The organism is Halomonas alkalisoli (genome assembly GCF_021412585.1).
GTDB lineage: Bacteria > Pseudomonadota > Gammaproteobacteria > Pseudomonadales > Halomonadaceae > Halomonas > Halomonas alkalisoli.
Map to the genome: position 1 here is coordinate 96496 of NZ_JAKCMI010000016.1, position 11393 is coordinate 107888.

The 11393-nt window shown below is 63.8% G+C and carries 13 protein-coding genes; 7 read left to right on the forward strand and 6 right to left on the reverse strand.

The window, feature by feature from the left end; all coding sequences use genetic code 11:
- Positions 1-23: 23 nt before the first annotated feature.
- The 5 genes from LY622_RS05055 to LY622_RS05075 are packed head-to-tail and all read left to right on the forward strand — an operon-like array spanning position 24 to position 4497.
- Positions 24-923: a branched-chain amino acid ABC transporter permease gene (locus tag LY622_RS05055; protein WP_095620656.1), complete on the forward strand. Its 900-nt coding sequence runs from the start codon at positions 24-26 to the stop codon at positions 921-923.
- Complete coding sequence (locus LY622_RS05060; RefSeq protein ID WP_234289892.1) at positions 923-1855, forward strand: branched-chain amino acid ABC transporter permease; 933 nt, start codon at positions 923-925, stop codon at positions 1853-1855. The genes LY622_RS05055 and LY622_RS05060 overlap by 1 nt, the downstream gene beginning before the upstream one ends.
- The gene (locus LY622_RS05065) at positions 1852-2634 is read left to right on the forward strand and encodes an ABC transporter ATP-binding protein (RefSeq protein ID WP_234289893.1); all 783 of its coding nucleotides are present in this window, start codon (positions 1852-1854) and stop codon (positions 2632-2634) included. The genes LY622_RS05060 and LY622_RS05065 overlap by 4 nt, the downstream gene beginning before the upstream one ends.
- A 1-nt stretch (position 2635) precedes the next feature.
- Positions 2636-3325, forward strand: a complete 690-nt coding sequence (locus LY622_RS05070) for an ATP-binding cassette domain-containing protein (protein WP_234289894.1) — start codon at positions 2636-2638, stop codon at positions 3323-3325.
- 41 nt (positions 3326-3366) lie between these two features.
- Positions 3367-4497 carry a zinc-dependent alcohol dehydrogenase family protein gene (locus tag LY622_RS05075; protein WP_234280335.1) on the forward strand — a complete coding sequence of 377 codons (1131 nt, stop codon included), beginning with the start codon at positions 3367-3369 and terminating at the stop codon, positions 4495-4497.
- Between the two features lie 154 nt (positions 4498-4651).
- Here the strand turns inward: LY622_RS05075 and LY622_RS05080 are convergent, their stop codons facing one another.
- The 5 genes from LY622_RS05080 to LY622_RS05100 form a co-directional block, all read right to left on the reverse strand.
- Positions 4652-5281 (reverse strand): glutathione S-transferase family protein, encoded by a 630-nt coding sequence (locus tag LY622_RS05080; protein WP_234289895.1) that lies wholly within the window; start codon positions 5279-5281, stop codon positions 4652-4654.
- 78 nt (positions 5282-5359) lie between these two features.
- Positions 5360-6202: a DUF6999 family protein gene (locus LY622_RS05085; RefSeq protein WP_234289896.1), complete on the reverse strand. Its 843-nt coding sequence runs from the start codon at positions 6200-6202 to the stop codon at positions 5360-5362.
- A complete protein-coding gene (locus LY622_RS05090) occupies positions 6195-6878 on the reverse strand; it encodes an iron-containing redox enzyme family protein (RefSeq protein WP_234289897.1) in 684 nt (227 codons plus the stop codon). Before LY622_RS05090 ends, LY622_RS05085 begins: the two co-directional genes overlap by 8 nt.
- Positions 6879-6880: 2 nt before the next feature.
- The gene (locus tag LY622_RS05095; protein ID WP_234289898.1) at positions 6881-7984 is read right to left on the reverse strand and encodes a beta-ketoacyl-ACP synthase III; all 1104 of its coding nucleotides are present in this window, start codon (positions 7982-7984) and stop codon (positions 6881-6883) included.
- Positions 7981-8550 (reverse strand): diguanylate cyclase, encoded by a 570-nt coding sequence (locus LY622_RS05100; protein ID WP_234289899.1) that lies wholly within the window; start codon positions 8548-8550, stop codon positions 7981-7983. Before LY622_RS05100 ends, LY622_RS05095 begins: the two co-directional genes overlap by 4 nt.
- Positions 8551-8694: 144 nt before the next feature.
- On the opposite strand from LY622_RS05100, the gene LY622_RS05105 reads away from it, so the two are divergent.
- On the forward strand, positions 8695-9852 hold the full coding sequence (locus tag LY622_RS05105; protein WP_234289900.1) for an acyltransferase family protein: 1158 nt from the start codon (positions 8695-8697) through the stop codon (positions 9850-9852).
- Complete coding sequence (locus LY622_RS05110; RefSeq protein WP_234289901.1) at positions 9849-10052, forward strand: hypothetical protein; 204 nt, start codon at positions 9849-9851, stop codon at positions 10050-10052. Before LY622_RS05105 ends, LY622_RS05110 begins: the two co-directional genes overlap by 4 nt.
- A 629-nt stretch (positions 10053-10681) precedes the next feature.
- Here the strand turns inward: LY622_RS05110 and LY622_RS05115 are convergent.
- Positions 10682-11350 carry a dihydrofolate reductase family protein gene (locus tag LY622_RS05115; RefSeq protein ID WP_234289902.1) on the reverse strand — a complete coding sequence of 223 codons (669 nt, stop codon included), beginning with the start codon at positions 11348-11350 and terminating at the stop codon, positions 10682-10684.
- Positions 11351-11393 lie beyond the last annotated feature (43 nt).

Here is an 11393-nt window from a genome sequence, read left to right on the forward strand (position 1 = left end):
AACCGATAACAGGAGCACGCGAGATGTTAACGGTCTGGGCAATACTGATTGATGGTTTCATCTATGCCTCATGGCTCTTCCTGGTGGCGGCAGGCCTGACCGTCATCTATGGCGTCATGAGGATTCTGAACATGGCCCACGGCAGCCTCTATGCCCTGGGCGCCTATGCAGCGGCTTCGGCCATCGGCTGGTACTACGCCGGGGGCGGCAGCCAGCTATGGATGGCCTTCGCCATTCTGGCCAGCTGCGCCCTGCTCATCGGCGCCATCAGTGGATTGCTGATCGAGCGGGGCATCCTGCGGCTGATGTACGGCCGCGACGAGATACTCATGCTGATCGTCACCTTCGCGATCCTGCTGATACTCGAAGATGTGATGAAGCTGCTGTGGGGCACGACCCCCTATTTCGCCTGGCAGCCCTACGCCGCCATGGGGCGAGTGGAGATCGACGTCCTGACGGTCTCCGGCTACGACATCATGGTGCTGTGCCTTTCCGCCGTCATCGGCCTTGGCCTGTGGTTCTGGCTGGAGCGCACCAACACCGGCAAGATCCTGCGCTCCATCATCCATGACCGGGAAGTCTCGGAAGCCATGGGCGTCAACGTGCGCCGCATGTTCACCATCACCTTCATGATCGGCGCCACCCTCGGCGCGGTCGCCGGTGGTATCACCGCGCCGATCATCTCCGTGGTGCCGGGTATCGGTATCGAGGTGATCGTGCTGGCCTTCGCGGTGGTGGTCACCGGCGGACTCGGCAGCATTACCGGTGCGGCGGCGGGTGCCATCATCGTCGGGCTGGCACGGGCCACCTCGATCCACACCATGCCCCAGTTCGAGCTGTTCATCATCTACGCCGTCATGGCCGGGGTCCTGATCTTTCGGCCCAACGGCCTGTTCGGCCAGGCAATCGCGAGGAAAATCTGATGAGTCTCCAGAAATCCGAAGCCCTGATGATTGCCGCCGCCGTGGCCATTGGCCTGGCCGGCTTGATGAGCCCGAACTGGCTGGTCTTCACCACCACGCTGGCAGTCGCCAAGGCGCTGGTGGTACTGGGTGTGGTCATGCTGATGCGCTCCGGGCTGGTCTCTTTCGGCCAGGGGCTGTTCTTCTGTATCGGCGGCTATGCGGTAGGCATGGGGGGGCGCTTCTGGGGCATTCAGGACGCCCTGCTGCTGATTCTCCTGGGCGTACTGGCCTCGACCGCGCTGGCGATGATTCTCGGTCTCCTGCTGACCCGCTACCGGGAGATATTCTTCGCCATGCTGACCATGGCGTTCTCGATGATCCTGTTCGGCGTACTGGTCAAGAGCCACAACCTGGGCAGCACCGACGGCTTCAGCGTGGTGCAGTGGTCCCTGCTCGGCTGGGTGCCGCAGTCCGGCATGGGCGTGTTCTGGCTCGCGCTGGTCCTCGGCTTGCTGGTCGCGCTGTTTCTCAATCGCTTCTTCCAGTCCAGCATCGGCCTGGCCTGCGAGGCCATCCGCGAGAACGAGGTCCGCGTCGAATACATGGGCATCTCACGCCGCCAGGTGCTCTACATCAACTACGTACTGGCCGCGGCCATCGGTGCCATAGGCGGTTCGCTGACGGCACTGGCTGCCGGCCACGTCGATCCCGAAATGGCCTACTGGACGATTTCCGGTGAATTCGTCTTCATCGCGCTGCTGGGCGGTACCGGCCATGTGGCAGCGGCCTTCATCGCCGCCATGCTCTTCGCCCTGGTGCGCACCTACGCGGTGGAGTTCATGCCCCACACCTGGCAAATGATCCTGGGCATCGTGCTGCTGCTGATCATCCTGTTCCTGCCCAAGGGGATCTGGAGCCTGTTCACCCGCCACAGGAGAACCGCCCCATGACCGAGATTCTCAAGACACAAGGGCTCTCCCGCTACTTCGGCGCGGTGACGGCCGCAGAAGATATCAACGTGACCATTACCCAGGGCGAGATTGTCGGCGTGATCGGTGCCAACGGCGCCGGCAAGACCACCTTCATCAACATGGTCACCGGCTACCTGCCGCCCTCGGAAGGCAGCATCTTCTTCAATGGCCGGCCGATCAAGGGCCTGGGGCCGCGCAAGCTGATGCGCGAGGGCCTGGCTCGCTCCTTCCAGATTCCCCAGCTCTTTCTCGAACTCCCCGTGATCGACAACCTGGCCATCGCACTGTCGGCCGCCCAGAACGACCACCTGCAAATGCTGCGGCCGGTCCGCACCGCCGAGCGGCTTGCCGCAGCGGACGACATCCTCGAGCAGATGGGCATCACCCGGTATCGCGATGAGATGGTCACCGCCATGCCCCAAGGGGCCCGCAAGTTGCTCGACATCGCCATTGCCATGCTCGGTAACCCCAGGATGCTGCTGCTGGATGAGCCCACCAGCGGGGTCAGCATGGAGGAGAAACATGCGCTGATGGATACGGTGATGGAAATCGTCAAGCGGCGCAGCCTGACGGTGCTCTTCGTCGAGCACGACATGGAGATCGTACAGAAATACGTCACCCGGGTGATGGCCTTCGCCAGCGGCGTGGTGATCAAGGATGGTCCGGTCGAGGAGGTGCTGGCCGACGAACAGGTACAGACGCTCGTCACCGGCAAGCGGCGCCACACCCGCACGGCAACCGAACAGGGAGACGTCTGACATGAGCCTGGAGATCGCCAACCTCAATGTCTCGATCGATCGCATCGCCATTCTGCGAGATATCAACCTGACCATTCCCACCGGGCAGATGGCCGGCCTGATCGGTCACAACGGTGCCGGCAAGACGACCCTGATCCGCGCCATCATGGGCCTGCTGCCGGCAACATCCGGCTCCATCCGCTTCAAGGGAGAGGAACTGACTCAATTGGCTCCCCATCGGCGCGCCAAGCTGCAGATCAGCTACATGCCCGAGGACCGCCGGCTCATCCCCGAGCTGACGGTGACCGAAAACCTGCTGATGCCGGCATGGGCCAATCACATCCGCGACGGCGAGAAACGGCTGGCATGGGTCTATTCGCTGATGCCGGAAATCGCCGACTTCGGTGAGCGCAAGGCGCTACAGCTCTCCGGCGGCCAGCAAAAGCTGGTGGCCCTGGGCCGCGCACTGATTCCCGGCCGTGAACTGATCCTGCTCGATGAGCCCTTCGAAGGCGTGGCGCCGGTACTGGCACAGCGACTTACCTCTGTCATCGGCGACCTGCGCGGCGAAGGCCTGACGGTGCTGATCGCGGAGTCCGACGACAGCCATTCCGCCGGCCTGGTCGACCAGACCTGGCGCATCGAGCGGGGTGCCGTCGCCTTTGGACGCAAGGCGTCCGCCGCCTCTGCGAGCCACCAACACTCTGTCTGAGCACAAGAACACCTCAGCCTGACAACAACAAGGAGTCAGCCATGAAAATACGTGCTGCGGTACTGCAGGCCACCGGCGCCAAGCGCCCCTATCAGGGCAACCAGCCGCTGGTGATCGAAGAGCTGGAACTGGACCCGCCCGGCGACAACGAAGTCCTGGTGCAGATCAAGGCCGCCGGACTGTGTCATTCCGACCTCTCGGTCATCGACGGCAACCGACCGCGCCCTGTACCCATGGTGCTGGGCCACGAGGCCGCCGGCATCGTCAAGGCCGTGGGTAACGGGGTACACGACCTGCAGGTCGGCGATCACGTGGTGACCGTCTTCGTGCCCAGCTGCGGTCATTGCTCGCCCTGCGCCGAAGGGCGCCCCGCCCTTTGCGAGCCGGCGGCAAAGACCAATAATGCCGGCACCCTGGCCAGCGGCGAGCGCCGCCTGCACCGGGCGGACGGTACCGATGTCCATCACCATATCGGCGTTTCCGCCTTTGCCGACCACGCGGTGCTGTCCCGCCACTCCCTGGTCAAGGTCGACCCCGACCTGCCCCTGCATCACGCCGCGCTGTTCGGCTGTGCGGTGCTGACCGGGGTCGGTGCGGCGATCAACTCGGCCGAGATCAAGGCCGGCCACACGGTCGCCGTCGTCGGCCTCGGGGGCGTCGGGCTCAATAGCGTGCTCGGCGCGCTGGTGGCGGGCGCCTCCGAAGTGATCGCCATCGATCTCGATGAGGACAAGCTGGCGCTGGCCAGGGAACTGGGCGCCACCCATGCCTTCAACAGCGGCGAAGAGGGCTGCGTCGACAAGATCAAGGCGTTGACCAACGGTGGCGTCGACTGTGCCATCGAGATGGCCGGCTCCGAGAAAGCCCTCGAGTTCGCCTATCAGGTCACGCGCCGGGGCGGCATTACGGTGACCGGCGGCCTGCCACACCCCGACAAGAAGGTTGCCATTCAGCAAGTCAGCCTGGTGGCGGAAGAGCGCACCCTGAAGGGCAGCTATGTCGGTAGCTGCGTGCCGGTCCGCGATGTCGCCCGCTACATTGCCCTGTTCCGTCAGGGCAGACTCCCTGTGGATAAGTTACTTAGCGACACCCTGACCCTGGACCAGATCAACGACGGCTTCGAGAAGCTGGCGGCAGGCAAGGCGGTACGGCAGATCATACTGTTCGATTGATCCACTGCGTCCAGCCGGTGGCCGCGCCGCTCAAGATGATGCAGGGCTCCGGCTCTCCGATGAACCCAGTCGCCATCAAGTGAAGTCAAACGAAAACCGGGCCTTGGCAGGCCCGGTTTTCGTTTTATCGTTTCCCTACTGTACGACTGCGCCTTCACTCTGACTCGGCCACCGGCTTCTCGCGCTCGATGGCCCTGGCCAGCGCCGGGCGCGACATGCAGCGCTGCCGGTAGTTGTTGAGCCCTTCCGGCAGGCGGTGCTTGAACGCCACGCCCCAGCTCAGGGTGTGGGCCAGCAGCACGTCCGCCACGCTGAACCGATCCCCGACCAGCCAGCCCTCCCCGTCGAAGCGACGCTGCACCGCCGCCAGCGCCCGCTGGAACTCCCAGGCCGCGGTAGGCAGTACCGCCGGCACCCGCTGCTCCTGCGGCAGGGCGAACTTGTGCTTGGCCTGGGTCCATAGCGGCTGCTCCAGTTCGCTGACCACGAAGCTCATCCACTGGTCGACCCGGGCCCGCCCCTCGATTGAGGCCGGCAGCAGGCCATCCGGCTCGCCATTACGCTCGGCCAGGTAGCGACAGATTGCCGTGGACTCGAACAGCGTCAGCTCGCCCTCCTCCAGCACCGGCACCTTGCCGTCGGGATGCCGTGCCAGGTGCGCCTCGCCCTGCCCCTCGCCCGCCACCATATCGACATGGCGGTAGTCATACTCGACCCCCAGTTCTTCAAGCACCCAGACCGCCCGTAGCGAACGGGAATTGGGGAAGCCATACAGCGTGATCATCAACAAACTCCTTTTCTGGTAAGAGGCCGACAGCATGACGCTAACAGCGTAGCCGACGCCGGGGAACTGTACGACTGGCTAGGCCCGACAACGCAGCCGCTCCAGCCGTGCATAGAGATATTCGGTGAAGAAGCCGTGCATCAGGAAACGCTGGCCCAGGTTCCAGGGGCCGACCAGATAGTGGGGATACTTGTTGTAGGCCATCTCCGCCAGGCTCGGGTCGCCGATCAGTTGGCCAATGCGGATGGCGATCGACTGGTCGAGGTTGAAGCCGTTGATGGCGTCGCGATACTCCTCGCGGGTCAGCAGCAGGCAGAACAGGCACATGAACAGGGCATGGGCGCTTTCGAAGTCCAGCACCTGGGTGCGCCGTCGCGGCAGTTCGAAGGCGTCATCCTCCAGGGGGCGCCAGTGCGTCCAGTCGATGGCCTCCGGCGCCAGCGGTGCCGGGCGCTGCTGCCAGTGGCCCATCTCCTCGATCACCCGGAACAGCTCCTGGTCGTGCTTGACGAAGCTGGCATCGAGCATGTCGCCGATACGCCGGGGGTAGAGCCCCAGGGGCTCGACCGTCACCTCCGGGCTGTTGTCGATGAGGAAGTTGAGGATATTGGACTCGGTGGCGAAGTGGCGCAGGATCAGCTGGTTGGCGCTGGGGCTGACGAAGTGGGTGCAGAACCAGCAGATCAGCCGCTGCAGCAGGCCATGGGCGCGAAACTGGGGCAGCGGCAGGCGCTTCACGAACCAGATCAGATGCAGCAGCATCGCCAGCAGGAACTGCAGCAGCGGGCGCAGCGACCAGCGCGTCGGGCTCTCGATGTCGTTCAGCCATAGCCGCACCGCCTCGGGCTGAATCGGCAGGGAGTCGTCGAACTCCAGCGCGCGAAGAAAGGGGCTGCGTGGCCTGTGCCGGGCATCAGCCATGGTCGACCTCCTCCAGCTGCAGGGCGTAGAGCCGCGCCACCACCCGCGCGGTGCGCAGGATCGACTGCTGGTCTTCCGGCGTGCGACACACCCGGTCGATCAGCGAGTAGAGCTTGTCCAGGTGGGCGTCGTCGTTCTCGCCGTGATAGCGCATGAAGCGGGTGTAACGGCCATCGCCATCGGTGGCCTCGTCGATCCGCCGGGCCCAGTCGCCGGCCATCTTCTGCCCCAGCCCTTCGATGATCCACATGGCACCGATCAGGTCGACGGGGTTGGGCTGGCTGGCGCGGTACATCATGAAGGCGTGCAGCGCTTCGCTGCCGGCATTGCGCTGCGCTTCGCGAATCTCGCCCGGCTCGCCACCCGCCGCCACGAAATCCGCCTCCAGCATCTCGTAGTCGCGGTGTTCCTCCTTGGCATGGCCGATCACCTCCGAGCGCACGTCGGCGTAGTCCCGCTCGAAGCTCGAGGCGCCCCGGGTGATCCAGCGCGCCCCTTCGATCACCTGCTGGCGCAGATGCAGCAGCAGATTGCGATAGTCCTCCCGGGTAAACCTGCCGCGCTCCAGGCGCTGAATGACCGGCACCCGGCCCAGCTGGCGCTCGAAATCGAACCAGACGCGCATCAGTCCCTGCAGGCACTCCTGGCCCAGTTGGGTAGTGACCTTGCTTTCCATGGCTATTCCTCCACGACCGTCAGTTGCATGTAGACGTTATTGAAGCGACCGCTTTCCGGCACCATGCAGAGGATGGTGTCGCCGGTCTCGTAGGCCTGGGTACGGCGGAATTCGTCGAGCATGATGAACAGCGAGGCGCAGCCGGTGTTTCCCCGGGTATAGAGGTTCGTGTACCACTTCTCTTCGGCAATGGCCGCGCCGGCCTGGGTCAACATGTCGAATATCCTGCCGCGGAAATAGTGCGACGAGTAATGGCAGAGCACGTGATCGACTCGCTCGACCTCTACCCGCTTTTCGTCGATCAAGCGCAGCAGCCCATCCACCCCAAGCTTGACGATGTTGTCGAGCAACCGAACGTCCTGGCGAATCAGCAGGGCACCGGCGGCCTCCGCCTCGGCATAGGTGGCAAAGTCCTGCCAGTTTCTCTCATCGCCGCCGGGCGAGCGCCCGACGCTCATGCACACCGGATAGGCATCGGCATGGGAAATGCCACGAATCCAGTCGATGCGAAAGCAGCGCCGTCGCGGCGCGTTTTCCAGCAGCAGCGCCCCGGCGCCGTCCGAGAGCATCCAGCGCAGGAACTCGGCATTGAAATCGACCTGCTGCGCGACCGCCTCGTAACGGCTGGCCTTGAACAGCCGTGACGCCAGCTCGCTGGCGATCACCAGGGCATTGCCGTGCTCCCCGGCCTTCAAGCCGGTGTAGGCAGCCTTGAGCGCCATCATGCTGCTGGAGCAGATACCGTGGCTGCTGTGCAGCTCCACGCCGGCCACGCCCAGCTCCGCCTGAACCATGCTGCCGAACCCCGGCAGCACGAGATCGCCCTGGCTGGTGGCCACGCTGAGCATGTCGAGCCGCGCCTTGCTCAGGTAGCTCTGGTCGAGGCAGGCCTGCCCCGCCCGGGCGGCCATCTCGCCGTTGCTGATCAGGGTGTTGTGGTCGGCGTCGATGGCATAGTGCCGCTGGAGGATGCCGTTGGACTGCAGGATACGGCGCTTCAGGCGACTCGGCTTGCCATGCACCATGCCGAGAACCGCCTCGATCCGCTCGTTGTCCACGGGCTCGCCCGGCAGGTAGTGGCCGGTGCTGGTGATATAGACACTCATGCGGGCTCTCCCCTGTTCTTCAGGTAGTGGCGCAGGCAACGCAGGTTCTCTTCCATGTAGGGCGCAATGCACAGCAGCCCCATGAAAGTCAGGTAATAGGGCAGGTAGCGCTCCCCGCCGTGGGGTACATCCACTCGAACCAGCTGCATCTGGCCCTGCCAGTTGAAGGAGATCAGATCCAGCATGACCGGCCAGTTGATCACCAGGATCATCGCCAGCATGTAGAGCGGCAGGCTGCCCAGATAGGTGTGGGCATGCATTTCCCAGATACTGATATGCCGTCGCGGCGCGGCGAAGTGAACGTCCCAGTGGGCTACCGCTTCATGCAGCACCCAGGCCAGAAGGCAGATCAGCAGGACCAGGACATTGATGCGATAAAGCAGGCAGATGAGGATGGGAATGCCCACCTGAATGCCCATGACCGAGTGCATCAGGCTTTCCTTCAGCCCGGAAGTTTCCTGGATGCGCGTGGCCCGATGACAGCACCAGTCGACGAAGCCGGCAATGCCCCATAGCGGCAGGAAAACGTAGAGCAGGACATGGATCAGCAGCGTGTGGGTATCCATGGCAATTCCTCTGTTTCAGCGTCTTTCACGACACTCTTGCAAGGCGCTGGCGTTTCGTGGAAGATGTTAGGAAACACTGTTCGATAACCATATTAACCAAGTGCCCTGTATTTGCAAGGGCCAATCGAATGGAAACCAAATGTCATGACACAGAGGCCTCAGGCATTGGACTCGACAACGATAAACGACGGCGAACCTCAGGCCGCCCGGGATCGCTATCCCGATGCCCTGCGCGCCGGTGCGCTGCTGGTCGTCGTGTTCGGCCACTGGATCGCCACGCTGCCCCGGCTCGACAACGGCCTGATGACCACCACCGATCACCTGTTGCTGGTGTGGACGGGCGCCGGCGTACTCACCTGGGTATTGCAGGTGGTCCCCCTGTTCGTGTTCGTCTCGGCCGCGGTCAGTGCCGACGGTGCACAGCGCCGGCTGGAACAGGGCCATCGCCAGCTGCACTGGTGGGCAGGCAGGGCGCTTGGCCTGGCGCGCCCCACCGTGACCTACCTGGCGGTGCTGGTGGCCTTCGTCATCGTCGCCGCCTACACCGGGGGGCGCCTGCTCGGCCCCCTCAACCACTCGCTGACCGTCCATCTCTGGTTTCTGATGATGCTGCTGGGGGTGCAGGCGCTGCTGCCGCTCAGCGTCTGGGCCGACCGCCGCTGGGGGCTCAAGGCCGTGGCGGGACTGCTAGTGCTTGCCGCCCTGGTGGATCTCCTGCGCGCCGGTATCACTGCCCCCGGCGAGTTGCTGGAGCTGGGCACTCGCGTCACCGCCAACGGCGGCGGCATCGGCTGGCTCAATGCCATTCTCGTCTGGCTGTTTCCGCAGCAGCTCGGCATCGCCTGGAAGCGCGGCCGCTTCTCCGGCCTGGGCTGCGGTCTCGCCCTGCTGCTGTTCGGGCTGCTGTGGCTGGCAGCCGCGGTGGCCTCGGGCTACCCCGTCGCCATGGTCGACGGTGAATTCGGCGTGCCCAGCAACCTGCTTCCGCCCACCCTGGCCCTGGTGGGCGTGATGTGGGTCCAGGTAGGCACGGTGCTCGCCTGCGAAGGTCCCGTGCGCCGCCTGCTGGAGCGCCGCCGAGTCGACAGGGTGGTGACTATCCTCGGCGCCCTGGGCATGCCGCTCTACCTCTGGCACAAGCTGGCCGAGCTGCCGGCAGCCTGGCTGGGCGAGCGACTCGGCCTGCCCATCGACGCCGGCATACCGGGCGAGGTCGGCTTCTGGCTCGGCCGCCTGTTGTGGCTCCTGCTGTGCATCGTCGCTGTCGCCCCGGTCTGGTCGCCGTGGTGTCCTTCGAGATGAGCCGCAAGCGCGGCGTGGTCTCCGCCACCGGCACTCCGGCGATTCTGGCCGGTGGGGCTGCACTACTCGGCGGTATCATCGTCAGCCTGGCCCTCGGCGCCCTGCCCGGCGCCCTCTTCGGCCTGGCCGGCGTAGCGGCCGCCTCCTGGCTGCTGCGCGCCCACCCGCAACCGATAGGAGAGCCACTGGGACGCACCTGAGCCGAATAACAGGAAATTGGATCGAGGGCCTTGTAGGCCATTTCCTACAAATTCTATCGGCAATGTCTTACACGCTACTTGCCGCAGGTTAACGTCGGAAGGCTGAAACAGTAGGCACAGTGAAGGTGTACTGAGCACGGAGGCTCAGCCAGGGACGACCGGGTCAGGAAGACTCGACTATCCAGGGATGCTCGGGTCGGAAGGATGCCCGAGGCGGATGTAAGGAAGCGAAGATCCAGCCCGGCCGCAAGGCCGGGCTTTTTTGTTTCCCCGTATCTGGCTGACCTCGGCGCTAACCATTCGTAGCATTAAACAGACGATTTCTTACATGATTCCTTATCACAGGTTAACTCGATATCGGCTCGGGGCTGCTACTTTGTATGTACAGGGCAAGGGAAAGCCCCAACATGGAAGGCCGAGCGACGGAACGCTCAGAAACCAAGGAAGCTTGGGAAGGATTCCCAGGGTAGGCTTGATAAGGAAGCGTCAAAGATTCGCCCGGCCCCAGCGGCCGGGCTTTTTATTAGCGCAAAATTACCCAACAATTCCACGACATAGGAAAATGCGCTGTTTCAGGTAGCTTTAGCTCCGGTCCGACGCTTCGGCGACCGCGCCTGGCTAATCACTCGCTAACCTTCCCGCTGCACCTTCTCGCGCCGCGCGACCTCCGCCGCAGTTGGCGGGTCCATGGCAAAGTCCCCCGTTTTCACCGCGCCCTCGCGTATATACTTCGCGATCACAATGCCGTTGGGCGACACTCGACTGGCCGCAAGCTCGAACGCTGCTGGCTTCACCCCATCATCGAACAGCTTCTTGCCCTTCCCTAAGACGACGGGGAACGTGAACGTATTGATTTCATCGACGAGGTCGCGCTTCAGCAGCGTCTGGACCAGCGCAGTGCTGCCTTGGGTGAGAAGTGCCGGTCCGTCTTCCTGCTTCAGCCTGGCGACATCCGATGCCGCGTCACTGAGGGCCACCGACTCCTTCCAGGTCAAATCCAGGCCCTTTCGGGTCGCCACGTACTTCTTGATCGAATTGAAGGTTCTGGCGATGAAATCATCAGACCCTTCCTCCGCATACGGCCAGTGCGCGGCGAAGATCTCATACGTCTTGCGGCCAAGCAGCAGGTCGAACGGCTGACGGAACAGCTTATCCATCTCTTCTCCGAACACCTCGTCCACCAGCGGTGCGACCCAGCCGCCGTAGCGGAAGCCACCGGTCGGGTCTTCCTGCGGCCCGCCGGGTGCCTGCATGACGCCATCCAGTGAAACCATGGCGCCGACAATCACTTTACGCATCAACTCATCCTCCTGGTTTGCTTTCGCACCCAGTCGTCGAACG

Bases quoted from the DNA above. Each gene is read 5' to 3' on its own strand.
- LY622_RS05055 (WP_095620656.1), top strand. From the start codon at position 24: ATGTTAACGGTCTGGGCAATACTGATTGATGGTTTCATCTATGCCTCA.
- LY622_RS05095 (WP_234289898.1), bottom strand. From the start codon at position 7,984: ATGAGTGTCTATATCACCAGCACCGGCCACTACCTGCCGGGCGAGCCC.
- LY622_RS05105 (WP_234289900.1), top strand. From the start codon at position 8,695: ATGACACAGAGGCCTCAGGCATTGGACTCGACAACGATAAACGACGGC.
- LY622_RS05110 (WP_234289901.1), top strand. From the start codon at position 9,849: ATGAGCCGCAAGCGCGGCGTGGTCTCCGCCACCGGCACTCCGGCGATT.
- LY622_RS05065 (WP_234289893.1), top strand. From the start codon at position 1,852: ATGACCGAGATTCTCAAGACACAAGGGCTCTCCCGCTACTTCGGCGCG.
- LY622_RS05080 (WP_234289895.1), bottom strand. From the start codon at position 5,281: ATGATCACGCTGTATGGCTTCCCCAATTCCCGTTCGCTACGGGCGGTC.
- LY622_RS05075 (WP_234280335.1), top strand. From the start codon at position 3,367: ATGAAAATACGTGCTGCGGTACTGCAGGCCACCGGCGCCAAGCGCCCC.
- LY622_RS05060 (WP_234289892.1), top strand. From the start codon at position 923: ATGAGTCTCCAGAAATCCGAAGCCCTGATGATTGCCGCCGCCGTGGCC.
- LY622_RS05100 (WP_234289899.1), bottom strand. From the start codon at position 8,550: ATGGATACCCACACGCTGCTGATCCATGTCCTGCTCTACGTTTTCCTG.
- LY622_RS05115 (WP_234289902.1), bottom strand. From the start codon at position 11,350: ATGCGTAAAGTGATTGTCGGCGCCATGGTTTCACTGGATGGCGTCATG.
- LY622_RS05085 (WP_234289896.1), bottom strand. From the start codon at position 6,202: ATGGCTGATGCCCGGCACAGGCCACGCAGCCCCTTTCTTCGCGCGCTG.
- LY622_RS05070 (WP_234289894.1), top strand. From the start codon at position 2,636: ATGAGCCTGGAGATCGCCAACCTCAATGTCTCGATCGATCGCATCGCC.
- LY622_RS05090 (WP_234289897.1), bottom strand. From the start codon at position 6,878: ATGGAAAGCAAGGTCACTACCCAACTGGGCCAGGAGTGCCTGCAGGGA.